The organism is Pseudoalteromonas piratica, assembly GCF_000788395.1.
GTDB lineage: Bacteria > Pseudomonadota > Gammaproteobacteria > Enterobacterales > Alteromonadaceae > Pseudoalteromonas > Pseudoalteromonas piratica.
Genome location: NZ_CP009888.1, coordinates 1,031,009 through 1,057,367, shown reverse-complemented (window position 1 = coordinate 1,057,367; position 26,359 = coordinate 1,031,009). Strand labels below are relative to the sequence as shown.

The 26,359-nt window shown below is 41.1% G+C and carries 18 protein-coding genes; 4 read left to right on the top strand and 14 right to left on the bottom strand.

The window, feature by feature from the left end; translation table 11 throughout:
- Positions 1-9: 9 nt before the first annotated feature.
- The gene (gene mraZ, locus OM33_RS04840) at positions 10-468 is read right to left on the bottom strand and encodes a division/cell wall cluster transcriptional repressor MraZ (RefSeq protein ID WP_038639415.1); all 459 of its coding nucleotides are present in this window, start codon (positions 466-468) and stop codon (positions 10-12) included.
- Between the two features lie 393 nt (positions 469-861).
- Here mraZ and OM33_RS04835 point away from each other — a divergent pair, with 393 nt between their 5' ends.
- Positions 862-2,481, top strand: coding sequence for a S41 family peptidase (locus tag OM33_RS04835; RefSeq protein ID WP_038639413.1), 1,620 nt, complete (start codon positions 862-864; stop codon positions 2,479-2,481).
- Between the two features lie 67 nt (positions 2,482-2,548).
- Here OM33_RS04835 and OM33_RS04830 read toward each other — a convergent pair whose 3' ends face one another.
- Positions 2,549-3,436: a DMT family transporter gene (locus OM33_RS04830; protein WP_038639410.1), complete on the bottom strand. Its 888-nt coding sequence runs from the start codon at positions 3,434-3,436 to the stop codon at positions 2,549-2,551.
- Positions 3,437-3,525: 89 nt separating this feature from the next.
- Here OM33_RS04830 and OM33_RS04825 point away from each other — a divergent pair, with 89 nt between their 5' ends.
- A complete protein-coding gene (locus OM33_RS04825; protein WP_038639407.1) occupies positions 3,526-4,266 on the top strand; it encodes a ferredoxin--NADP reductase in 741 nt (246 codons plus the stop codon).
- A 4-nt stretch (positions 4,267-4,270) separates the two neighbouring features.
- Here OM33_RS04825 and pmbA read toward each other — a convergent pair whose 3' ends face one another.
- Complete coding sequence (gene pmbA / locus OM33_RS04820) at positions 4,271-5,620, bottom strand: metalloprotease PmbA (protein WP_038639404.1); 1,350 nt, start codon at positions 5,618-5,620, stop codon at positions 4,271-4,273.
- 173 nt (positions 5,621-5,793) lie between these two features.
- On the opposite strand from pmbA, the gene yjgA reads away from it, so the two are divergent.
- Positions 5,794-6,324 carry a ribosome biogenesis factor YjgA gene (gene yjgA / locus OM33_RS04815; protein ID WP_038639401.1) on the top strand — a complete coding sequence of 177 codons (531 nt, stop codon included), beginning with the start codon at positions 5,794-5,796 and terminating at the stop codon, positions 6,322-6,324.
- 29 nt (positions 6,325-6,353) lie between these two features.
- Complete coding sequence (locus tag OM33_RS04810; protein ID WP_038639399.1) at positions 6,354-8,894, top strand: Ig-like domain-containing protein; 2,541 nt, start codon at positions 6,354-6,356, stop codon at positions 8,892-8,894.
- Positions 8,895-8,966: 72 nt separating this feature from the next.
- On the opposite strand, the gene tldD is transcribed toward OM33_RS04810, so the two are convergent.
- The 11 genes from tldD to OM33_RS04755 all read right to left on the bottom strand — a co-directional run bounded on the left by tldD (position 8,967) and on the right by OM33_RS04755 (position 26,358).
- Positions 8,967-10,418 (bottom strand): metalloprotease TldD, encoded by a 1,452-nt coding sequence (gene tldD, locus OM33_RS04805; protein ID WP_038643023.1) that lies wholly within the window; start codon positions 10,416-10,418, stop codon positions 8,967-8,969.
- On the bottom strand, positions 10,408-11,232 hold the full coding sequence (locus OM33_RS04800) for a carbon-nitrogen hydrolase family protein (RefSeq protein WP_052140897.1): 825 nt from the start codon (positions 11,230-11,232) through the stop codon (positions 10,408-10,410). Before OM33_RS04800 ends, tldD begins: the two co-directional genes overlap by 11 nt.
- Positions 11,229-15,119 (bottom strand): YhdP family protein, encoded by a 3,891-nt coding sequence (locus OM33_RS04795; RefSeq protein ID WP_052140896.1) that lies wholly within the window; start codon positions 15,117-15,119, stop codon positions 11,229-11,231. The genes OM33_RS04800 and OM33_RS04795 overlap by 4 nt, the downstream gene beginning before the upstream one ends.
- Positions 15,119-16,591, bottom strand: a complete 1,473-nt coding sequence (rng, locus tag OM33_RS04790; RefSeq protein WP_038639396.1) for a ribonuclease G — start codon at positions 16,589-16,591, stop codon at positions 15,119-15,121. Before rng ends, OM33_RS04795 begins: the two co-directional genes overlap by 1 nt.
- Positions 16,588-17,163 carry a Maf family protein gene (locus tag OM33_RS04785; RefSeq protein ID WP_038639393.1) on the bottom strand — a complete coding sequence of 192 codons (576 nt, stop codon included), beginning with the start codon at positions 17,161-17,163 and terminating at the stop codon, positions 16,588-16,590. The genes rng and OM33_RS04785 overlap by 4 nt, the downstream gene beginning before the upstream one ends.
- A complete protein-coding gene (mreD, locus tag OM33_RS04780) occupies positions 17,163-17,639 on the bottom strand; it encodes a rod shape-determining protein MreD (protein ID WP_038639391.1) in 477 nt (158 codons plus the stop codon). The genes OM33_RS04785 and mreD overlap by 1 nt, the downstream gene beginning before the upstream one ends.
- On the bottom strand, positions 17,632-18,465 hold the full coding sequence (gene mreC / locus OM33_RS04775) for a rod shape-determining protein MreC (RefSeq protein ID WP_038639388.1): 834 nt from the start codon (positions 18,463-18,465) through the stop codon (positions 17,632-17,634). Before mreC ends, mreD begins: the two co-directional genes overlap by 8 nt.
- Positions 18,466-18,502: 37 nt before the next feature.
- Entirely contained in the window at positions 18,503-19,546 is a 1,044-nt protein-coding gene (locus OM33_RS04770) for a rod shape-determining protein (protein ID WP_038639386.1), read from the bottom strand.
- Between the two features lie 84 nt (positions 19,547-19,630).
- Complete coding sequence (locus OM33_RS04765) at positions 19,631-21,625, bottom strand: SUMF1/EgtB/PvdO family nonheme iron enzyme (RefSeq protein WP_038639383.1); 1,995 nt, start codon at positions 21,623-21,625, stop codon at positions 19,631-19,633.
- A gap of 268 nt (positions 21,626-21,893) precedes the next feature.
- The gene (locus tag OM33_RS04760; RefSeq protein WP_038639381.1) at positions 21,894-25,940 is read right to left on the bottom strand and encodes a LamG domain-containing protein; all 4,047 of its coding nucleotides are present in this window, start codon (positions 25,938-25,940) and stop codon (positions 21,894-21,896) included.
- Positions 25,915-26,358 (bottom strand): hypothetical protein, encoded by a 444-nt coding sequence (locus OM33_RS04755; protein ID WP_038639377.1) that lies wholly within the window; start codon positions 26,356-26,358, stop codon positions 25,915-25,917. Before OM33_RS04755 ends, OM33_RS04760 begins: the two co-directional genes overlap by 26 nt.
- Position 26,359 lies beyond the last annotated feature (1 nt).

Below are 26,359 nucleotides of genomic sequence, written 5' to 3'. Positions count from 1 at the left end.
TATTTATTATTAAAAATTGAAATCTTGTAGTCGTTCGCTAACGGTCAGATCTTTTTGTTGTTCTTGTGCGATATCTAGTTGAAGCTTCTCGTTCCAAGTATCTTCATCCCACAGTTCAAATTTGTTCAACTGACCTACTAGCATTAATTTTTTGTTGAGCCCTGCATGTGCTCTGAGTGGCGAAGATAATAAAATTCTGCCGTTCTTATCGAGCTGACATTCCATCGCGCTACCAAGCAAGATACGCTTAACGCGACGTTCGGCTTCAACCATGTTCGACAACTGGCTAAGTTTTTGTTCAACCTCTTGCCATTCACTTAATGGATACAGCAACAGGCAGGGATCTTTTAAATCAATCGTACACACTAACTGGCCTTCACAATCTGCCTGCAACAAAGCACGAAACTTGGTTGGTATTGCCAAGCGTCCTTTATCATCGAGGTTAATTGCATGTGCGCCACGAAACATGTGAGCGTTCCTATTTTGTTGTTAGTGCCGATCCACTGAGATCCATTTTTTACCACTTTTCTCCACAACGTTAGAGTCTAGGGCTTGACACTGGTATTTGTCAAGAATTGTAACAATATTATTTTTCTCGCAAGCCCTTTATTGATAAGGGCTAGAGCAAAGTTAATGAATTTAGTGGAAAAAAGTGGAGGGAGATCTTAGATCACGCCTTTACTAGCCTTGCATTGAACCTTTTTGCATAAAAAGCGATCGAATTGATTGTACTTTTTGTACAAGCTATTAACAGCATGCCTTGACGGCCTTTTACAAACTTTAACTGTAATTTATTGTTGTTATTTTTACCCTCTGGTAATTTGAAGCAATAAATTGCGATCTTATTAAAGGAAGACAGTTATGACATTTAGTAAAGTGCAAAAAGGAATTGCTCTAGCTTTATCCTTCTCGATGCTAGCAGCATGTGGGGGAAGTTCAAATAGCAGTTCAACAACTGACGTTGATAATGGCTCAACAGGTGGCACGCCAGGCAATGGTACAAACAATCAATGGGTCGCTGGCGAATTTAAAGCAAAAGAAGATTTTGCAAATAAGTGCGCAATAGTTCGCACTGGTTCCGATCCTTTCACTGGCGAAATATACAAAGATACAGCAGGTACATTAACTGATGAAAAAATGTGGCTTCGTTCATGGAACCACGAATCCTACCTTTGGTATAACGAAGTCGAGGATGTCGATCCTGCTAACTACACTACTCCACAAGCCTATTTTGAGGTACTAAAAACATTTGCAAAAACAGCCTCTGGTGCAGATAAAGATAACTTTCACTTTGCACAAGATACCGCTGAGTATCGCGAACGCACTCAAGGAGGCGCATCATCAGGCTATGGTATTCGTTGGCGCTTTGGAAGCACCACACCGCCACGAGAGTTATTCGTAGTTCAAACAGAACCAAATTCACCAGCGACAACCGCGGGCTTTAAACGTGGCGACCAAATCTTGGAAGTAGATGGTGTTGATCTTATTAATGGTGATGACGTAGAAACACTTAATGCAGGCTTATTTCCTGAAAATGATGGCCAAACACACACTATAAAAGTAAAAGATACTTTTGGTATTGAAAAAACACTGACAGTTACCTCTGGCAGCTATGAAATAGCAGCAGTAAAAGCGACTAATACGTTTGTGCATGATGGTAATACTGTGGGTTACATTCAGTTTGATACCTTTAGCATTGCCGATGCACAAACCGACTTAATCAATAAGTTCACTGAATTTCGAAATGCCAATGTGAATGAGTTAGTGGTCGATTTACGCTACAACGGCGGTGGGTTACTTGCACTCTCATCGCAACTCGCATACATGATTGCCGGCGACGTTAATACAAACAACCGCAGTTACTACACTTTGAAATACAATGGAAAATGGTCTGACGATCAAGTGCTCGGCTTTTATGATCAAGAAATCGACTGGGATAACAGCCGTTTCACAGGCGTTGATTTACCTACCGTCGCATTGAACAAAGTCTATGTCATTTCAAGTGGTTCAACCTGTTCAGCAAGTGAAGCTCTGATCAACGGCCTTGCAGGTATCGATCTTGATGTAGTCCTGATTGGCGGACAAACTTGTGGTAAGCCATACGGCTTTGTGCCAACCGATAACTGCAGTACAACCTATTTCACCATTCAATTTAGTGGGGTGAATGCGAAGGGCTTTGGTGAATACTCTGATGGTTTTATTCCTAAACAAAATCCAAATTTCCAAACAGAAATTCAGGGCTGTACGGTAACTGACGATCTGACACGTCCTATGGGCGATATTTCAGAAGGCATGTTATCTGCCGCACTGTATCATATGGAAACTGGAAGCTGCCCAACAGTCAAAGCTACAAAAGTAGTCAACCAAACTGGAATCAGTCAGAAAAATACAGGGCCTGCGTTACATAAGCCAGATAACCGTTTCGAACAAATGATTGAAAATAACGCGATCATCACACCGATAAAAGATGCATCGAATTAACGATTAGCACTATTTAAAAGGTGGCATATGCCACCTTTTAAATAGTAATTTATCTTTACATAAGGGTTTAGCGGAAAATAAAAAACAATGATATGCCTGCGATAGCCAACACTGTGCCACTCAGTGTTTTGATTGTAGGAATTTGCCCTTTTGCTATCGCAAAGAACAAAATAAATATAGGCGAAGTAGCTATTAGTGTTTGCGCTACAGCGGGGTTAGCATGCTTTAGAGCGACCTGCTGCAACCAGAGCGTTAAAAAGGTACCCACAATAATCGCAAGCAACAGCAAAGCAAATTCTCGGCTCGCTAATTTAGCAAAGCCATTTGCGATACCAACTAACTCCTTACGCTTCAAAACAACCAACATTAAGAAAATAACACCGACTCCCGCAAGTAAACGAATTAACGCACCAAGTAAAGGCTCAATATCACCGGCAACAAGTGCATAATGAGAAATAACCACACCACTTGCCTGACAAACGCTCGCCAATAAACCAAACCCGATACCAGTTATATTGACAGCTTGCTTATCTGTTTCAGGCTGCATCACCACTAACGCCACAGCAAAGGTGGTAATAACGACACCTAACCAGCTTTGCCAGCTTAATAAGCTACCTAATAACACAACAGCCAAAATACCTGATAAAGGTGGTGCGATAGATTCAAGCAGTAAGGTTTTATTCACACCTATTCGTTTTAAAGAAGCAAAATAAGCACTATCACCAATAGCAATACCAATTACCCCTGACAACAGTAAAATAAACATGTGCTGCTTTGATAAATCGAAATTTACATCAGGTAACAAAGGGAGAGTTATCAACATCAAGGATGAAGCGATGGCACCTTTAATAAGGTTTAATTGTAATGCGCTAAAGTGATGACTAAAACGACCATACAAAATACTGGCTAAAGCCCAAAAGAACGCCGCTAATAAAGCAGCAACTTCGCCTAACATCTTATTTCCTCGAGATAATTTTAATTGAAATTTTTTATTTAACTGCCAAAGTTAAAATAACCCAAAGTTAATAAATAAAGGAACTCACAATGGCAAACTGGATTGATGGCGAAGTCACAAAAATAAAGTGGTGGAATAAGAAGTTATTCAGCCTTACCCTTTCAGCGCCATTACCTAACTATAAAGCAGGGCAATTTACTAAACTTGCTATGACAATTGAAGATAAAAAAATTGCACGAGCTTATTCTTTTGTTAATACCCCTTCGCATTCTAACTTACATGAGTTTTTATTAGTGACCGTTCAAGATGGTTTGTTATCCCCTCCGCTGTCTGAGTTATCGGTTGGCGAGACAGTTCATGTAGCAGAGCAAGCTTCTGGTTTTTTTACCCTTGATGAAGTGCCTTCATCTGAATACCTGTGGCTACTTTCAACAGGTACAGCAATTGGGCCTTTTTTATCTATGCTTGGCGACCCAAGGATCTGGCAAAAATTCGACAAAGTAATTTTAGTTCACGGTGTGCGCAAATCAGAAGACTTGGTTTATCAAGAGCTCATAGCAAGCATTTGCCAATCTCAGCCTCTCACATTTGTACCTGTGATCAGTCAAGAAAATATAACGGACGGCTTAGCAGGGCGGATCACTAACGCACTTACATCAAATAAGTTATTTGACTATGTTGGACTAGAAGCAACACCTGAAAACAGCCAGTTTATGCTATGTGGTAATCCTGAAATGGTAAAAGAAACCACTGAAATTTTATTAGATTTAGGCTTTGCACGAAATCGTCGCGCAAAGCCAGGGCATATTACCGTTGAGCAATATTGGTAAAGCGTTATTCGCCTGCAATCGACATACTTTCAATCAAGATGGAGCCTGTTTGAATACTGCCACGCACGTCTACATCTGCGCCAATTGCAGCAACTTTTAAAAACATGTCTTTTAAGTTGCCTGCTATGGTTACTTCACTTACTGGGTATTGAATTTCGCCATTTTCAACCCAAAAACCTGCAGCGCCTCGCGAGTAGTCACCTGTAACAATATTCACACCTTGGCCCATCACCTCAGTAACTAGTAAGCCTGTGCCCATTTCCTTAAGCACATTTTTTAGATCTTGGTGCGATGCTTCCACCAACCAATTATGAATACCACCAGCATGACCTGTTGCTTGCATACCTAGTTTACGAGAAGCATAGCTTGCAAGTAGATAGGTTTGTAACTCACCCTCTTTGATAATTTCACGGTCAATCGTTTTCACACCTTCGCTGTCAACTGCTGATGATGCTAATCCACCCAAAATATGTGGTCGCTCTTGAATATTGACACGCTTGCTAAATACTTGAGTGCCCAAACTATCGAGTAAGAAGCTTGATTTGCGATATAACGCGCCACCACCGATTGCAGAAACTAAGTGACCAAACAATGAGCTTGCAATATCAGCACGAAAAACAACTGGATATTTACCAGTAGGAATACGACGACAATTTAAACGGGCAATGGTCTCTTCTGCAGCTTCAATACCAACACTTTGCGCACTGCGTAAATCTGCTTCTTTGCGTGCGATGGTATAGGCTGAATCGCGTTGCATCATGCCATTTTCTTCACCAATCACCATACAGCTCACACTGTGTCTACTGCGTGGGAAACCGATTAGCTGGCCATAGCTATTTCCATATACACGAAGACCGTTATGACTTGAGAAACTTGCACCATCGGAGTTAGTAATTCGTTTATCAAATTGCATCGCGGCATCTTCAGCTTGTTTACACAACTCAATTCCCTGTTCTGCAGTTACTTGCCACGGGTGATATAAGTCGAGATCACGTGGTGCAAAATCTAATAGTGCTTTATCAGCAACACCATTACATGGATCTTCAGAAGTGTACTTCGCTATTTCTACAGCTTTAGCAACCACGGTTTTTAGTGCGTCAGCACTGAGATCTGCAGTCGAAGCAGAGCCTTTTTTATTACCAACATAAACACTAATGCCTAATGCACCGTCTTGGTTGTACTCAATGGTTTCTAACTCGCCTAAACGTGTTGAGACTGACAATCCAGATGTACTCGACATCGCTGCTTCAGCAGAACTTGCACCTAATTGTTTTGCATAATCGAGCGCTTCACTCACAGCCTGTTTAACTTCGTTAAGGCGCTGAAAAATTGGATCGTTTGAATCTGCTTGCATAGGAAAATAAGCTTTAATTTAAATATTTTTTTAAGCATATCAAAAATACCGTGATAAGGCAGAGCATCGCAGCGACTTTTTCACGTATAATATAAAGAAATTACGTATTTACCTTTTAGTTATACTAACTAATCAAAGTAATAGGCGTAACAATATTAATTTGTGGAGACAGCATGGCCAAAAAGAATAAGGTTGATTTCGATACGCCTGAAGAAGAAATTATTTACGTATCCCGTGCAGAGCTAAAACGCGATGCAAAAGAGCTGCATGAGCTCGGTGCCGATATTGCTGCAATGAGCAAAAAGCAAAGAAAAACAATTCCACTTAACGAAGAATTGATTGAAGCGATGGAACTGGCTGATCGTCTCAAAGAAAAAACAGAGGCATACAGAAGGCACTTAAACTACATAGCTAAATGTTTACGTTTAGCAGCCAACATTGAAGAAATTACCAAAGCGGTAAACATTCTAAAAAACAAACATGCACAAGGTAATGTGTTGTTTCATAAACTGGAGCATATTCGCGATGAACTAATTGAAGTTGGCGACAATAAGATCAATGAGTTAGTATCAGAATATCCAGAACTAGACAGACAAAGATTACGCCAGTTAACACGCCAAGCTAAAAAAGAAAAAGCCGCGAATAAGCCAGCCAAAGCCTATCGCGAAATTTTCCAGTGTTTAAAAGAAGTAATCACACAATAAAAAACCGATAGCAACAGTTAAGGATAAGCATGAGCACAATAAGGTACCTTAGTATTTTACTTACTGCATCTTCACTTGCAGCGTGTAATGGCTCTTCAGGTAAAAATGAAGAAGTTACTCCCCCAGATCCAGATGCACCAACGTTAATTGCGGTATCTGTGCTTGATGAGAATTGCCAAGCAATCACATCACCTTCACTCGTTGCTGGTTCAACTTTTTGTATTCAGGCTCACTTGACCAAAAATGACGCTGGCATTGCAAACACCAGCGTCAGCTTTGAAACACCTTTGGGTACTCTTTCGCCAAATAGCAAGCTGACAAATAACGATGGTATTGCACAAGTACTCCTAACAAGTAACAGTGCAGACATTGGCGCTGCTGATGTAACAGCTTCAGCACAATCGGCTAGCGACAGTGCAAGCTTTGAATTTTTGCGCGATACCAACCAAGCTAATACACTGCCTGTTGTATCACTCTCAAGCTTTGTTGGTGATGCTGCAATTAATAGTGCTAAGCAAGGTGAAGTCATTACCTTAAAAGCAAACTTAGTTGATCAACAAAATAACCCTTTAAGCAATCAACCCATTCAATTTACCGCAGAAATTGGCGAGCTGAATGCCAGCTCTTGGCTCACCGACACTAACGGTAACGCAAGTGTGCTACTGACATTAGCCAGTGATAGCCAAATAGGTGCTGCAACAGCAGTGGCAACCTTTCAATTAGATGAAAGCGATAGTGTCAGCTCACAAATTAACTACCAAGTTGTAAGTGCCGATGATATCGATACCCCTGTTGTGCAAGCAGGCTATTTTGATAGCAATGGAAACTTTGTCGCCAATCAACTCAAATTAAGCGTTGCACGTCAAAGTGATGGCAGTGTGGATTTAGCTGCTGGCGGCACTATGGGTTTATCACTGGTGTTAGTCGATGAAAATGAACAAGTCCTAACAACACCAACCGCCGTAAACTTTAGTTCAAACTGTGTATTAAATAATAAAGCCAGCATTGATGAGCAAGTACTGACGATAAACGGCGAAGCAAACTCAACATATAAAGACGTTAGCTGTGCCGGTGCAAATGGTAACCAAGACCAAATCATCGCAAGTGTTACGGTTAACGGCAGTAATATTATCCTAACCCAAGATATTAACTTATCAGGCGAGGCACTTGGTGCGATTGAATTTGTTTCAGCGGAACCAGATTCAATTGTACTAAAAGGCACAGGTGGTGTTGGCAGGCAGGAAGTTTCAACCATTACGTTTCGTGTTAAGGGCAAGCAGGGGAATTTACTTGCTCAACAAGAAGTAAACTTTAGTTCCAGCACAGATGTTGGCGGTTTAGAAATATCACCAATGACAGCGATTACCAACTCACAAGGCGAAGTGAGTACAAAAGTTATCGCAGGTACAGTACCGACACCAGTACGTGTTACAGCCAGTGCTGCAACAACCAATGACGCTGGCGAAAACGTGGAAATTATCAGCCAATCTGATTTATTGTCTGTGAATACAGGTCTTGCTGATCAAAATAGTATGTCGCTTGCTGCACAAGTACTTAACCCAGAAACCCACAACGTTAATGGTGTAACAACGCAAATCACTGCATGGTTAGCCGATAGTTTTAATAACCCTGTGCCTGATGGCACCACTGTTAACTTTACAACGGAAGGTGGCAAAATAGAGGCAACCTGCCAAACAACTAATGGCTCTTGCTCTGTCCAGTGGGAAAGCAGTGAACCAAGAGTTTACAACCATAGATCAACAATCTTAGCCACAGCACTTGGTCACGAGACCTTTTTTGATACCAATGGTAATAATCAATTCGATAATGAAGATGGCGTAGCAGTTGTCAATACCAGCGTTTCCAGTGGTTTTGGTCGCACAGAATATTTACCGTCCGGCTTTATCGATATGTCAGAAGCATGGCGTGATGATAACGAGAATGGCAATTATGACCAAGGCGAGACCTTTATTGATTTCGATAACAATAAAGCTTTTGCTAACGCTGATGGCCAGTTTAATGGCCCTCAATGCAACGGTGATTTATGTGCCAACCAAGCATCAATCAATGTACGCAAGTCACTGGTACTTATTATGGCAAGTGGTGCAAGCAACTGGGCATTTTATGAGACGCAAGAAGTAACACCGGGTCAATTTACCGAAGTGCTTGTTGCCAGTAATCGTGATTCGGTTAACGATTTCCGAACTCCTATCGCTCGTGAATCAAGCCAAACTTACTCACTGTTTTTTGCTGACACTGCATTGCAAACACTGCCTTCGGGAACAAGCGTTACGGTTGCAAGTGATGCAGGTGAGTTAGTAGGACAAACGAGTTTCACTGTAGGCAATACGACTGGCACGAGTAAAGCGATTAGCCAACAAGACCTGAGCGATAGAATTACAATAAGTCAGGCTCGTAATGAGGGAACATTTGGTGGACAGAGCATTAGCTTTTCACTAAAAAACACACTGGGTGAAGGTGAACCTGGTACTACCGCGAATTTAGTAATAGAGATCACCAGCCCTGGTAATGTTGTTACTTCAAGACTGATTACCATCGAATTACTCTAATCGTTTTTATAGTTGGGACACTAAATTAGTGTGATTTAGTATCCCAACTCAAAGCAACTGGCCAAATAACAATTAGGCAGCTGTACCACCTACTGTTAACTCATCAATTTTAAGGCTAGGCTGACCAACGCCTACTGGTACACTTTGACCATCTTTGCCACACACACCTACCCCATTATCCAGTGACAAATCATTACCTACCATAGAGATTTTATGCATGACATCTGGTCCATTACCGATAAGAGTGGCTCCTTTGATTGGTTGTGTTACTTTGCCATCTTTAATTAAATAAGCTTCTGATGCTGAGAAAACAAACTTACCGGAAGTGATATCTACTTGACCGCCCGCAAAGTTTGTCGCGAAAATCCCCTCTTCAACGCTTTCAATAATCTCTTGTTGCGTGCTCTCACCAGCCAACATATACGTGTTTGTCATTCGCGGCATCGGTAAATGCGCATAAGACTCGCGGCGACCGTTACCTGTAGGCGGCACACCCATTAAGCGCGCATTGAGCTTGTCTTGCATGTAACCTTTAAGCACACCATTTTCAATCAGTACGTTATAGCCTGCAGCCACACCTTCATCATCAACATTAAGCGAACCGCGACGGTTATCTAACGTGCCATCATCAACAACAGTACATAAACTAGATGCCACTTGTTGTCCTACTTTACCGCTAAACGCCGATGAGCCTTTACGATTAAAGTCACCTTCCAAGCCATGGCCAACCGCTTCATGAAGTAATACACCTGGCCAACCACCACCAAGTACAACAGGCATGGTACCTGCTGGTGCTTCTACCGCTCGTAAATTCACATTCGCAAGGCGCACAGCTTCATCAGCATACGTCATCCAACGTGGTTTACCATCTACTAGTTCATAAAAATAAGCATAATCTAAACGCGCACCACCACCGGCGCTGCCGCGTTCACGTTTACCGTCTTGCTCTAATAACACTGATGTATTTAAACGAATAAGCGGGCGAATATCGGTTGCAAATGTACCATCACTGGCAGCAATCAACACTTCTTCATAAACCGCAGCCATAGAACAAACTACTTGCGATGCGTTAGGTGCAATTTGACGAATGTAGGCGTCTACTTGTTTAAGCAGATCAATCTTTTCGCTATCTTTTAAACTGCTTATTGGCATGATGGGTTGGATAATATGCTTATCCAATTCCACCACCTGAGTTTTACTTGTGGTAATGTCAGCACTGTTTTTAGCTGCTACTGTTCTAGCTGCAAGTGCAGCCTGGGTAATAGCATTTTTATTGATAGCATCAGAGTAAGAGAAACCTGTTTTCTCACCAGAAATAGCGCGCACACCAACACCGCGTTCGATGTTGTAGCTACCATCTTTTACGATACCATCTTCTAATACCCAAGATTCATGGTGGCTTGACTGAAAATACAAATCGGCATAATCAATATGGTGTTCTTGAATTAAAGACAAACTATCGAGCAAATCTTGGCGAGAAAGACCGCTTTGCGTTAATAAATGCTGTTCTACGTTATTGCTCATGTTTAAACTCATAATTAAATTGGTTATGAGACAGCAGCGGCATTCTTTGCCTTACTTCTGTCAATTTATCCATATTGGGTAAGTATACGATATTGTCAGGCTGTGTTGCTAACATCGCTTCAATTTCACCCCAGGGTGATATCACCACACTATGACCATAGGTTTCACGACCTCGATCATGAGTACCTGTCGTTGCGGCCGCTACAATAAACACTTGATTCTCAATTGCTCGGGCCTGAAGAAGCGGCAACCAATGCGCTTTACCAGTTGGCACTGTAAACGCTGAGGGCACCAAAATAATATCCGCACCTTGCGCGCTAAGCGCACCAAATAATCCGGGAAAACGCATGTCGTAGCAAACCGTCATGCCTATTTTGCCAAATGGTGTATCAACCACAACAAGGTCTTTACCCGCTATCGTTGAATTCGATTCACGGTAATTCTGTTTACTATCATCAACATCCACGTCAAATAAATGAATTTTGTTATAGCGTGCAACTACCTCACCATTGGAGTTTATCAAAAGTGATGCGGCATGATATTTATCAGCCTCACCAATAGGAATTGTGCCCGCATTAATCCACACATTATATTCTTTAGCTAACGCACGCACCGAGGCGATAAACGGCTCACTGGCATGTGCAAACGCCATTAAATCACTGGGAGTTGCATCAAAACAGGCAAAACCTTCTGGTAAGCAAACAAGTAACTGTTTTGTTTTATATTGTTTGCGAAGTTTAATGAGTTCTTGGTGCAAATAATCGAGGTTTTTTTCAGGAACTGAGCTAACCGTCCATTGAAGCACTGCAATCATTGTTCTTGCTCCCGTTCGCTCTGTACTGTTGGTGCTTGTTGCTCGGTAAGCGGGATTATTTTCTTTTCTTGGGGCAAATCGTCTTGTTTTGGTTGAGGTATTTCAATTTCGCGACTTTTCTTCCCTCTTTCAGTTACTACTGGCTCATCAAACGTGCCGGTAATTGTGTATTCAATCTCTGAAATAACCCGAGCCGAATGGAGCACTTTATCGATAGCAAGTGCTGCTAAGCCTGTAACAGGATTAACCATCCAAGCAACTATCACAGGAATACTTGAAGTCACTTCTGGGGCAATCCACATGGTGTAGTCTATTTTTCGGGTATTTAAATCGGCATAGCCTTTGATCGTTAAATCTGCAGGAACACCATTAAGCTCAGCATCATTAGTGTAAGCGACCCCTTTATCAATTTGCATTGTGCCTTTCATACTGTTATAGAAAAAGCCTTTTGCAAAAACATCTCGGAAGTCGAGTTTTAGTTTACGCACCAAAGAATCGAGGCTCAGTAATGAAAAAACGCGCGCTCCGCCATCGCTAATATCCGTAATATAACCATCGCCTAATCGCCACTTTAAATCCCCTGACAAAGAAGCAGTATTAAACTCGTAAGGGGTGCCATACCAAGCTAGGTCAATATCTATTTCAGCATTTGATTCTTTAATTGAACTTGTTAGGTCAAACTCATCAGTAAGTTCACCAATATCTTTACTTACAAGTTTGCCTGTTAAGTTAGATTTTTGCTTTTGCCAACTTCCTTCACCAATAAATTGGTGCTTGCCTTTGTCAATATTCAACTGGCTTATGAGCAAGCCATTCTCAGCGGGGTCGATATCGAGAAGAATCTTATCTAGTTGATAGCTATCCACTTTACAATCAGAACAATTGAAACGTATTGCGGGCAAATGCATTAACCACTCATTGTCTTTTGGACTATCAAAGCTACCTAAGGGAGTTAACCCCACCTCAGTTTCAGGTTGTTGTTTAAAGTTCAGTCTTAAATAATCCGCCTCAATGAATACCGGTCGCTGCGCTAACACACGCGGGATACTCACCTCTGCTCGCACTTCTTTGCCATTGATTTTCAACTGAGTCGATTGTGCTAGTGCTGATAAGTTTATCTCTAAATCATTAAACTCGATTTCTGATAAGGTAGCGTATTCAATATTGGCATTAACTTCTTTTAAACTGGGAAAAATCTTATTTGAGTTACTTGATTCACTCGGCGTGGTGATCAGATGATCAATAAAAGGGATCCATTCAACAATATCGGCATTAGCTAACTGAACAGAGACATCAAAACCAGACGCATTAATGCCTAAATCTTTTTCACCAACGATTAAATGTGCATTTGTTACCGCTGCTTTACGATTATCAATAATGCTATTGAAGAACAGCTTTTGATTGATATTTGCTGTGACCAAATTCGAAATTTCATCACCTTGCACTGTTAACGAAAGAGGCCAAACTGCATCACTTTTCTTAGAGTAAGGTGCAGGTAAGTTTGTACCAAATCCAACTAAATTTGAGTTAGCGCTTGCCGAATAATTAAAACCTTGCGGTTTAAGCTCCATGTTAAATGCAATATCAAACGGTACGACACCACTTAAATAGCCCGCCATCACACCTTGTGTATGCTTGACGATATCATTCACTTGCCAAAGTGCATCGCCAGTCAGTGAGAGTGCATAGTTTTCGTCCTTCTGCTCTCCTTGCAAATTAAAGTTAAACGGCATACCTAACCAGGTTGCTTTGGCATTTTTAAGTGCGATGTCACTGTTATTAAATATTAACGTCCCCGTGACATTATCAAATGGGATTCCCGGTTTAGCGATATAAACCGGTGTATTTGAGAAGTCGACTTCACCAGTAACCTCGACTTCGCCTTGCTTGCTAAGAGGCACTAAAATACGTGTTTTACCTAAAACTTCGCCTTTTCCTTGCACCGTTTCAAGCACAGTACCTACCGAATTATTTAATGGTGTTGCAGCAAAAAAAGGTTGCAGTTTTTCTGCTTGCTGAAGCGTTTCAATATCCACATTAAGGGTTTTTGCATTGGATAAATCATCAATGCTGACAACAACGCCTTGCCCTAAACGTAACCCGGCTAATTCACCTTGTTGTGAAAGGATATCCATGCGTTCGTTAGAGAAAATTAAATCTACATTAAGATCCGTGATATCCGGCCAAGCTTGGTTAAAATTAAAAGTCGCATCAACAACTTTCGCGTCGACTAAAAAGCGGCCATTGTGATCTCGATAAGGAAAATCACTCAATTTCCCCTGCCATAAGACTTTAGCGAGATCGATGCGACCACCTCGCAAGGAACGATTTAAGTAATCAATAGTACCTTGTGGCATATAACCGCGGGGGAAATAATGACGCGCTTTAAGTGTTTCTGGCCCTTGCATTTCAGCATATAAGCTCAACTCAGTTTGCTCGAACAAATCAAGCGAAAACTCAGCGGCAAATGAGAGCTCATCATTATCTAACCAAATTGTATCGCTTTGCAGCTGCCAACCTTCTGCTTGCTTAATAAAATCAATCGCAATATCTAATTGTTTATATGGAATTGCGCGCGTAAACAACTCACCTGTCATTAAGTAATCATCATTACCCTGCACAGACAACTTAGCGGCAGTTGGATCGGCAATAAATTCTAGAGATAAGTTTTGCGCACCTGGAACACCCTTAAAATGTTGCCAAGAAAGCCCTCGCGCCTTACCTTGAACAAAATAGTCCTGGCTGTCGTGATAACGAACATAAAGTTCAGGCACTGTGCCTTTAAGTTTTAATTGTTCAAGTACATGAGTTTCTTCAAAAGGCAGTAACGGTGCGATATCACTCAACAGTGCGAGTGGAAAGTCACGCCAATGGGCAACTAGGTTTTCGCCAAGGAAGTCAAGTTTGCCGCCAAATACTGGCCATTGATTTTGATTCGCCCCAATATTTAATTCTGACGTTTCCAGTGTCCAAGCAGTATTATTGGGTCTTAAACGAAAAGTGCCGTCATTAATTTGAAAGCGTTTTTTCTCTTTCCCTTGTTGCCAAGAAATATTACTAGGTGACCAATCTAGTTGTACATTTTCAACTTGGAACTCTTTAAAACGCGCCCATGCTTTAAAATTAATATCACTTTTAACTTGGCTTACATTATCTGCCAGCACATCGCTCAGCCAGCTGCTGGCATTAAGGTTTTTACTTTCTAAAAACAAAGTGCCAAATGACTCAGCAAAATGCGCACCGTATAGATCAAGAATAACTTCTAAACGATTGTCTGAAATACCAGGTAAGGTGATGTAACCAACCCCTTGGTGCTGCGTATTGCGGTTTTGCCAAGTAACTCGTTCGATAGCTATTAATCGACTTTCATTTCGCTTAGTTCTAATAAATAGCTGGCTATCTTCAACAGCAAAATGACCGCTTTCGGCAAGAAATAAGGTTTCCAGTACTTCAATCAAGTTTGCACTGTCTTGGTTTTGCGAACCACTTGGCATTGTTTGGTTTAAATCAACTTTTGCCTCTAAACCCGACAACACAAAATAATTAGACACAAGGCGACGCTGCAAAACGGATTGCCACACATTGACATGTAAACGAGACTGCTCAACATACAGGCCAAGTGCTAAAGATTGTTCTTTACCAAATGAGACTTGGTTTAAAACCAACGCTGGGCCTGTGTGCTCCCACCCTGCAGAAATAGACCCAATAGCAATATCGGTACCCACTTGCTCTGTTAAAAGCGCCTCAATTTCGCCTTTATAATCATTAGCATAAGGCAGAGTATATTTTAACAAGGATACAAGCACAGCGACCAGCACTAGGCTGATCGCGAATATTTGCCAAATTTTACGTAAACACCAAAAACAGGTGTGCCTTACTTTTTGCACTACATCATCACCACATCAAACTGCTCTTGATTATACAAGCTTTCCGTTTGAATACTGACTTGTTTCTTAATAAAAAGTTCAAGTTCAGCAAGGTTATGATACTCATCATTGATCAACGCTTCACTGACCGCAGGCGAGGCATAAACAACAAATTTAGTGGCATCATATGCACGATTAACACGGACAATTTCACGTAAGATCTCATAGCAAACAGTTTCAACTGTTTTTAAAGCACCACGCCCTTTGCACACAGGACACTCACCACACAAAATATGCTCTAAACTTTCCCGTGTGCGCTTGCGCGTCATTTCTACAAGCCCTAATGCCGAAAAGCCATTTATATTCGTTTTTGCACGATCCGGTGCCATGGCAGTTTCTAAACTGTGTAAAACACGGCGTTTGTGCTCTGGGCTGGCCATATCGATAAAATCAATAATAATAATGCCCCCCAAATTACGTAAACGCAGTTGTCTTGCGATTGCTTGGGTTGCTTCAATATTTGTATTAAAGATAGTTTCTTCGAGATTACGATGCCCAACAAAAGCCCCGGTATTAACATCAACCGTTGTCATTGCTTCGGTCTGATCAAAAATGAGATACCCACCTGATTTAAGCTCAACTTTACGTACCAATGCTTTTTGAATTTCATGCTCAACACTAAACAAATCAAAAATTGGGCGCTCACCTGGGTAATATTCAAGTGCTTTAGCGAGTTCTGGCACAAACTCTTCCGTAAACGCGGTTAATTGCTGATAAGTCAGTTTTGAATCAACCCGAATACGCTCCATATCCTCACCAACATAATCTCTGAGCGTTCTAAATGCTAAGGTCAGATCTTCATGTAAAATAGATTCTTTACGGGTTTTTTTGCGTTTTTTAGAAATTTTATGCCAGAGTTTTTTTAGAAACTTTGCATCATGCTCAAGCTCAGCTTCTGTTGCACCTTCTGCTGCGGTGCGCACTATAAAACCCCCTTCTTGATCATGAAATGGCGCGACTATTTTTTTCAAGCGTTCACGTTCATCTTCACTCTCAATACGTTGAGATACGCCCACATGTGTGGCATCAGGCATAAAAACTAAATAACGAGATGGAATGGTAATGTCAGTAGTTAAACGCGCTCCCTTGGTACCGAGTGGATCCTTCACCACTTGCACCATAATAAATTGCCCTTGCCTAACCAACTCACGAATATCTTGTACTTTCTTGAGAGGCTGATCATCAACCCCTTCAGCAATTGAAGTGCTATTAACAATGTCTGATGCGTGTAAAAACGCGGCTTTTTCTAGCCCGATATCAACAAATGCGGCTTGCATGCCTGGTAATACACGGCTGACTTTACCTAAGTAAATATTACCAACAATACCTAAGTTGCCTTCGCGCTCAACTTGAATTTCTTGCAATACACCATTTTCAATAAGTGCAACGCGGCTTTCACTAGGTGTAACGTTAATTAATAATTCTGAACTCATACACCCTCCGCTATAAATTCGTTAAGTAACTTTTCTGTTTCATAAAGTGGCAATCCCATCACTGCAAAATAGCTACCATTGAGGTTAGTAACAAATCGCCCTGCACCACCTTGGATACCATAACTGCCGGCCTTATCAAGCGGTTCTTTCGTTGCACAGTAGTCGTTTATTTCTTGCTGGGAGAGATGCTTAAAGGTAACTTCTGTTGTTACCAGCATAGATTTAACTTTGCTTTTGTTAGCAAACGCTATAGCTGTCATCACTTGATGAGTTTGACCTGAAAGTGCTGTTAACGTGGCTATTGCATCTGACTGGTCTGTTGGTTTTCCTAACACTTGACCATTTAAAACAACGATCGTATCGGAACCAAGTACGGGATAATCTTGTTCAGCAATCTCAACACCAGCGAGCGCTTTTTCTTCGGCTAAACGGCTAACGAATGCCTCTGCAGTCTCCCCTTCTACCTGACTTTCATCAATATCTGTTGCAAATTGCTCAAACGCCACATCTAATTGTGAGAGTAATTGTTTTCGCCTTGGTGAAGCTGAAGCAAGGTAAATTTTTGTCGACATTAACGAATCCTAAAATGACGTCGATATTTACGTAATAATAAAAATAACCATGGCCATGCGAGCGCACCGGTTAAAACTGGCCAGAGATATTGAGGTAAGAAGTAAATATCAAGTAAAAAGTGGTTTAACCAAAAGACTAGCAGATAATAAAGTGCGAGGAAAAGTGCCACTAAAATTGCTTGCTGCCACACACTAAAATTCCGGATTTTTTGATAGTTGCTGGCGGTAATATAAATTACGATAGCATAAGTGAGTGAGCGCACACCTAGTGGCGAACCGAGTGCTAAATCAATAATCAGTCCGGCAAACCACGCAAACCCGATATTGACTCTATGTGGCAATGCAATCGACCAATACATTATCACCAATAACACAAGATCAGGGCGATACATTTCAAATGCTATCGGCAGTGGCATCAACGCCAACACTAAAGAAACAAATACCGATAATAAAATAAAGCCCATATGCTTAGTCATCGGCTACCTCTTGACGCCAGAGTAAAATCAATAAACGAATACGATCCAATTCTGCAATCGGGCTTGCATAGACTTCTGAGAATGGGCGTCCTTCATTGCGGTTAATACTTGTTACGGTTGCAACTGGGTAACCTTCAGGAAACACACCACCTAAGCCTGAACTTACCAATACATCGCCAATACGAATATCCATACTATGAGGCACATGCGATAGTTTTAACTGGTCAATTTTCCCTATACCTTCAACCACTGTACGCACATTATTACGCAAAATTCGAACTGGAGTCGCATGTTGAGTATCAGTAATTAACAACACTCGGCTGGTTGTGCTGCCAACACTGGTAACTTGACCAACAATACCTTTTTCATCAATCACTGCTAAGCTTTCTTTCACATCATCCAGCAGGCCGCGGTTGATCAATACCTGATGACTGTATGGATTTGAATGAACAGAGAGTACTTGCGCAATAAGCTTTCTTTCTTCTAGCTTATTAGATGAGCCTAATAATGCTCGTAGTTTTTGGTTTTCGAGTTGTAAAAATTCGTACTGCTGTAATTTTTGGTTTTGGATTAACTGTGCTTCTCTCAAAGCATCGTTTTCAACCATTAAACGTTGATGAGATGACAGGTTTTTACTGCCTTCTTGAAACATCTCATATGGTAGGTTGGCAAGATAAAACAAAGGGCTAACAATTGTGTTTAAGCTAGCCCTTACTTTAGAACCACCGTCGGTGAAACGGTCGCCGATAATTAAAACAACACTCAATACAATGGCAATTACTAAACGCAATTGCAATGAGGTATTTCTACCGAAAATTAAATTCATTGTACCCTCAAAGAGGTCAAATAATTGTGTTTAGTTACTAGTCGTAACTAAACACATCGCCACCATGCATATCGATCATTTCAAGTGCTTTACCACCACCACGCGCAACACACGTTAGAGGATCTTCAGCAACTACAACAGGAATTCCCGTTTCTTCCATAAGCAGACGATCTAAATCTTTCAATAATGCGCCACCACCAGTTAACACCATACCATGCGCAGAAATATCAGATGCAAGCTCAGGTGGTGACTGTTCAAGTGCCACCATAACTGCACTTACAATACCTTGTAACGGCTCTTGTAACGCTTCTAAGATTTCTGTTGAGTTAAGTGTAAATGAACGTGGTACGCCTTCTGCAAGATTGCGACCGCGCACTTCAATTTCTTTAACTTCATCACCATTAAATGCCGAACCAATTTCGTGCTTAATACGCTCAGCAGTTGCTTCACCAATTAAGCTACCAAAATTACGACGTACATAGTTGATAATTGCTTCGTCAAATTTATCGCCACCAATACGGACAGATGATGAGTAAACAATGCCGTTTAAGGAAATGATAGCAACCTCAGTAGTACCACCACCAATATCAACTACCATTGAACCTGTTGCTTCCGATACAGGTAAACCAGCACCAATAGCTGCCGCCATAGGCTCTTCAATTAAGTATACTTCGCGAGCACCGGCACCCATAGCAGATTCACGGATAGCACGCTTTTCAACCTGTGTTGCACCACAAGGAACACATACTAAAACACGCGGGCTTGGACGTAAAAAATTGTTGTTATGCACTTGCTTAATGAAGTGCTGCAACATTTTCTCGGTTACATAGAAGTCGGCAATTACACCGTCTTTCATAGGACGAATGGCTTTGATGTTGCCAGGTGTACGGCCAAGCATTTGTTTTGCCTCATGACCAACAGAAGCAACGCTTTTCGGGCCACCAGGCTTATCATGACGAATTGCTACTACTGATGGTTCATTTAACACTATGCCCTGATCTTTGACATAAATAAGTGTATTAGCAGTTCCGAGATCGATTGATAAATCGTTAGAAAAAAGACCACGTAATTTTTTAAACATGGAACTGGGGTATCCTTGTAACGAAAGAGGCTCAGTTTTATTGTTGTTAAATAACTAAACGCTCAAATTTAAATAATTAGTTGTTTAGCGCTCACGCACTAGACGAAAACCGATGTAATTAGCACGAAAGTCCGTAGCTAAAATCAAACGAGTAGAAGCACGTGCTAGTGTAGGTGCAAAATTCCATGCACCGCCACGAATGGCAACATCTGAACGACCAGCCGTTTTTTGCGTCCACTCCCACACATTACCAACAGTGTCGTATACACCAAAACGGTTAGCACTAAATGAACCTACTGGCGCAGGGCTACTGTTAGACCATTCACTACCACACCACCCACAGTTTGCTTGGTTATTACCAATGTCATTACCCCAAGGGTAATCTGTTCTGGTGCCAGCTCGCGCAGCATATTCCCACTCAACCTCTGTAGGTAAACGATATTCATTACCCGTTTTTTCACTTAACCAATCAGCATAAGCTTTTGCATCTGAATAAGTTAGGCAAACAACCGGAAAGTTATCTTTTTGTTCATAACCTGGATTCTTCCAATTTAAAGATGCTTCCCAAACTGGTTCACCATTTAAATAGTATGCACAACCCTGACCACTTTCAGCTTCAGTTTGATAGCTTGTCTCAGCAACAAACTCATTATATTGGGCTACCGTAACTTCTTTTTCACTCATCGCATACGATGCACTAAGAATTTTCTTAACTACAGGTTGCTCATTTGCCAAACCATTACCCGTTAAATCTCCCATTTCAAACTCACCAGCAGGAATCACCACCATACCGCTCGTGCTTGCTAGGTTTCGCGCAGATAATGAAGAGGTGTTACTATTTGATGGCTGGGTTGAACGTGGTTGGTTAACGTTTGATTTAGAAATGGTTTCTTTACGAAGATTTGCACGCACTGTTTGCGAGCGTTTGAGGTTAAGTCTTCGTGTATACGTTTGATAGCCCGACTTGCGGATTTCAATATCATAGTTTCCAGCTGGTAACGACACATCTAAGCGAGTCGAACCATAGCTAACACCATTAATATACACTTCATCATCACGCACATTAGAACGCAGTGTTAACTGGAATAAACGCTCTTTTTTAGGGGTATTTACCTGAACCGTATCTCGGTTAGTAACCATGCTAGTTGATGATGGTGTGTTTTTATTATCTTTAAAGCGTACAACTGGTTCATTATAGGTTGCATTCATCACCGGTTGGTACACATTAGGGATGGCTGAACCATAATCAGAACAGAAGCTGTTATCCAGGTTAAGTAAATTACATAATCGACTTGCGTTCACTTCGCCGCGCATCGTAACGCTTAAATTGGTGTTGTAATTACCTTGTCCGCTAAATGAACTGCTCACAACATGGCTGCTCAATACTTGAACCTGAGCACCAGACATATTGCGTTTTGGTTCAACCACTCTTTGCTCTGTAATATTGGCAAAAATCTGATCCATAAAACGCTTGGTTGCTTTTTGCAAACCTTGCGATTGACCACGCTGTTCACATGCCGCTAATGTTTCGGTACGTTTACAATTTACCGTATGATTTACTTCAACAGTGCCTTCACGGGTAAATTCATTACGTAATCGCTCAACACGTGCAGTGTTTTTCTGTTGTTTTAAGCTTTCTAAAGTATTCACTAAGGTATGCTTAGAAACACGGATCGCTTCAATATCTTTACGGTGAGAAGCAATTGCAACTAGTTGTAAGTCGATATCATCTTTGTTTTGTTGAAGATCGCTAATGGCTTTTTGATAGCGCGCTTGCGCTGCACTGATATTGAGCGTTGGATCTTCAATTAAACGACGATACAAATCATTCATTGCATCTAATGCTTGATTGCGTTCTTTTTCTAATGAAATTGAACGTGAACGAAGTAACTCCAACTGCTCTTGCAGTTGCTTTTCTTGCTTTAAGTGCTTATCTAAAACACTTGATAACTCTTTGAATTCAGACTGCTTTACATCTATCTCAGCTTGAATACTTGATACTGTATTAGTGTCTTGTCCATGTGCTTGCCAAGTAAACAGGCTAAGCGAGATCACTAATGACAAAGGTGCTAATCGCATATAATTATTCCCAAAACGGCCGATTTTTGGATTTCTTGTTTTCGTTTTTATCGTAAGGGCTAATTACCCTAATGCTTTATGCTATTTTTTTGTTATGCAAAACACAAGCTTTGTCTTAGCTTTATGGCAAATTTTCAACTAAATAGTGAAAGATGCTTTAATGATTTAAATTTTTGTTAAAGTATCAGTGACAAAAATAGGGTTTTCAACCTTGTTTCATCGCAACCTGAGTGTGTAAGTGAATTGCAAGTGCAAACTATTCAACCCATTAATTTTCGCGCCAATAAATAACCCGATCATTTCCCCTGAAACGTCCAAATTGTAAAACGCCTCTCGGATTGTCATTAGGGTCATTAAAGTTATTGTCTCCATTCCAGTCATAGCGCAGCCAAGTTTCTGGCGAGTTATAATCAACTGTAAAGCTGCGAGGTGTATTTGGCGCTTGTAATTGAATACCCAAACTGCCCTCTAAATAAGTACCATTTGTAAATGTGCCATCATGGCCATTCACGGTTGCCTGGTTATCCTCAATTACTAGACGGCTTTCAATGTACTGACTACAAGTGTCTGCGCGATTAAGAATGAAGTTTGTCCCGTTCCAGTATTCTACCTTCATAGGAATCTGTAAATTTTCAAATTCGCTACCAAAGTTATCACTTATAACATATCGGCCAAAACGCATTTCAAAAGGCCCAGCAATAGTTTTGCTGTCGAAGGTTGTGGTAGCGCCTGCCGCGAGGTTCGCATCTTGGTCTAAATCATTTAACGCTTTACCGTCGGGATCCGTTAATCGGACTAAAGGTAATAATTGCATCATCGGTGAACTTGGTAAATTGCCTAGTGCAAGTCCTGCAATATCACGATTTAGTTTGGCATCGGTGCTGTTTAAGAGATATTTTCCTTTATCCCAATTGATTGATGCAGAAGTTAAACTGTATCTACTTGATAACGCTGTGGCAGGTTGGTATTTGGCAGCATCAGGATCATCATTTTCAATTAAGTTTTCAATTGTCGCTTTGGCATAATTGTTAGTCGCAGTTGCATCATAAAGGTAGTTGCTAACAAGATTACCTAGCACATCTTCTGCGTGCACTTCATAACTAAAACTATTGAATGGCTGACCATAATAACTGAAAGTATTGCAACCACTGGTAATCACGGGGTTTGCCATTGAGAATTGTGCAGGAATAAAACGCCCAACATTCTCTTTAGTACCTGTGATTGTTGCGCCATCGCTATGATTTAGGTAATTGCTGCTCGCAAGGCTAGCACGTAATTGAATAATCCCTACTTCATTGAATTTTACATTGGTAAGCGTAGCAACACCTGAAGTAAAACCATCAGAAGGCACAGCACTGGGTGACAAAGTACCAGATACACCAGCCAAAGGTGCTTGCAAACTATGCGTTAAGTCAACCGAACCTGTTATCTCTGCATTATTAAAGTTAGTTGTTATATCTCCATTTGCGTTGTGAGCTTCAACCCGCACGGTAAAATCTTCAGACGCCATTTTAAAGATTGGATCTTCTGCATCAGATGCATTCGGATCGCCAGATACAATAATATTAAACCGTGCAGGGCGCACTACATAAGAATTTGATGTATCTGTTAAGCTCGCCCCATTAGGTGCGGTTGCAGAAACCGATAAACTGAGCCTTCCTACATCTAAATAATCTAAAGCCAAATTTGCTTTATAGTTATTAGCTGGGTCAAAGTTAACAGTCACAGGTGTAACATTTGTTACTGGCGTATTATTCACTGTAAACGCCATTGATGAGGGGCTGCTCGGTTGCACAAAGTTATTGGTAAAGTTAACTGTTTGTGGGCCTGTAAAGACACTTTCACAGGCACCTGTGTCATCATTTTTCCTCACAGCTAATAACTCAGCTGCATACGGAATACCTGAAACTTGATCAGAGATCGTGCTCAATTTAAATCCAGTATCGACAAACTCGGTATAACAGTTAGCCAAAGAAACTTCACTACCGCCGACAAAACACCTTAAGTTTGAAGTTGGGTTAGTACTGCCACTATTCAATGAATATAGTATTGTACTTGCTTGCGTATTATTTAAGCTTATATTCAAACTGCCATTCACAGTAAACGGGTTTGAAGGTGACCAACTAGGGCTACCTCCACCACTTGTTGCTAATGCAACCGTTGCTGAATTTGGATAATAACTACTACAGCTATCATCCGCACACGCTTCGATTTTCATTGTTTCAGCTTCACAAGTTAGGCCGGTGTTATCATTTAGTGTCAACCTATAATGATCTACACTTGGCACATTGTCACAGGTACGTACTGTGTTCATATCCGTTTGAATTTCTGCTTGTTGTAGAGCACGCGAATAAATTCTAACTTCATCAAGGTAGCCTTTAAAATATCGGTCACTACGAACACCACCACACTGGGTTGAAGTATTTGTGCCCACATCCACCCCGATAAAAAACTTACAAGGGGAATCTGCAAGACCATCGGTATAAGTGCGAGATGCATCCGCAACACCATTAATGTACATGCGTTGTAACCCTGATTTATAAACCACAGCCACATGAGTCCATTGGTTAAGAGGCACAGTGCGCGAACTGGTAAATGATCGCGCTTGGCGAGAAGCGTTTTGCCACCACCAAAATAGTCGATTATTTGAGTCTAAGTGAAATTCAAAGTGTTCATCTTTTGAGACTAAACTACGCAGGCCGCTGCGGTTTTCTGTTGGGTAAACCCAAGTGCTTACAGTCAGTTCTTGGTAATTAAATTCACCACTATCATCCACAGATGCATAGTCATTCCCATCAAATTCAACATAATCACATGTACTTTGACTGCCAATAGTGTTCGCAGGTCCAGGAGACGTTATTCCAAAGGTTGGGTTACCTGTTGGGGATAAATCATTTGGATTAGTTAAGTTTGCATCAAGAAAATCATTATCGAGTTGCCACCAGCCATTTGCACCACAATAATCGTTGCGAGCTGCGCCATCCCAGCCTAATCCTTGATTTTGGTTTTGGTATATTGTTTGAATTTGCGTATCACTAATAGCCTGATCAAAGATTAACAGCTCATCGAGCATCCCTCGAAAGCGCTGGTTAGTGTCAAATCCACCGCCCAGTGAATCTTGCTCTTGACCCAACATTAAACGGTTGATGTTCAATGCACCATTACTGGTGTCAGAAATACAACCAACCGATTGTCCGTTAACATAAAAGCAAGAGGTAGCACCATCACGTTTCCAAACGAAATGACGCCACTGGTTATCAGAGAAATCTGTTAAAGCTATTCGCGAACCGGGGTTTTGTTTAATCCAAGGTTCAAATAACTGACTGCTTGGGTGCCACCAAATTAATTCATTTGCATTATTGTTATTTTGCGCACCAGAGACTAAAACCTGACTTCCTGTAAAACTACTTTTGACCCAAGCTGACAGCGTAAACTGCCTACCACTAATTAAACTCTCATCCAAATCAATTCGTGCATTAGTGATCCCCTCGTCAAAATAAGCTGCATTACAAATTTTGCCTTCAATCGGTTGTAAATTGAAAGGGGTCGCATGCGTGCCATTAATAGATTCAATTACTTGGTTATTAACACCACTTAGCCATGAAAATTCATCGAAGCGGAACTCTGCAACAGGGGTGGCATCAGGTATATTTGTTGCGGCTCCACAGATACCGGTGAAATTATTAATGACGCTCGGGGTCGAATAGGTAACATTCGCACCATCACGAATAATGCCATATGCACCAGCTGTAAACGCACCATTAAAGGTCACACCTTGTTCGAGATCGATATAACTTTCTGAGTAAAGGTAGCCACCAAATGAAATATTTCTTGCCGTTGAAACACTGCCCGCGACATAAATAATTAAATCATCTGGTTGCGAAACATCAATGTCTGAAAAAATTGACAGTGAACCTTTTACTACGATCCGTGTTGGGCCTGTGACACGTAAGTTTGGCCGAGAAAGCAGAAGCGAACCTGCGAAATAATAATCACCTGATAATTTGCCGTTATTTGGAATGGTTGTACTTGGGTTATTTAATGTCGGCTCACTAATTGTTTCAGCATTTGTGCCTGATTGAACGCATTTAGTGCCACATGCAGCAGGATTACTATCAGATAAGTTGGTTGTTACAATAATATTATCGCTTTGACCGGAAACTCTACCACCGCTATCGATATATGCAGTGCCATTATTAAATGTCGCTACACCAGATGGAAAAACATCTTCACAGGCAGGCAAATTTGCCCAAACCATATTAGGTAAAAAAAACAGTAAGTAGAAAAAGCTAGTTAAGGGTTTTTGCTTCAACATTTATACTTCTCTGTGTTGTCCACTGACCAGAATCACAACTCGCCGTACTGGTAATTCGATATACTGTTACCAATGCTGAGCCACCTATCGAGTTAGCATCGCTTACATCATCAATTGAGCGACATGACAACTCAATAAACTGACAGTTTTCCATATATTTTGCATTAGTAAAATCATTTGGTGGTACCGAATTATCACAGGGGCCGTTTGAATTATCTAACGGAAATAACTTCTGCAACTTCCACTCGATTCCTGACTGTGCTGTGAGAAAAGCTTTCGAACCATAATATTCAACAGCGTTTGCTTGCGCGCCGCCTTCAATAACTCTGGTTAACGCCAAACCGATAGCTAACAACACAATCGCGACAAAAAGTGATGTAATCAGTAGGCTGCCTCGTTGTTTAAACCTTAACGTCATC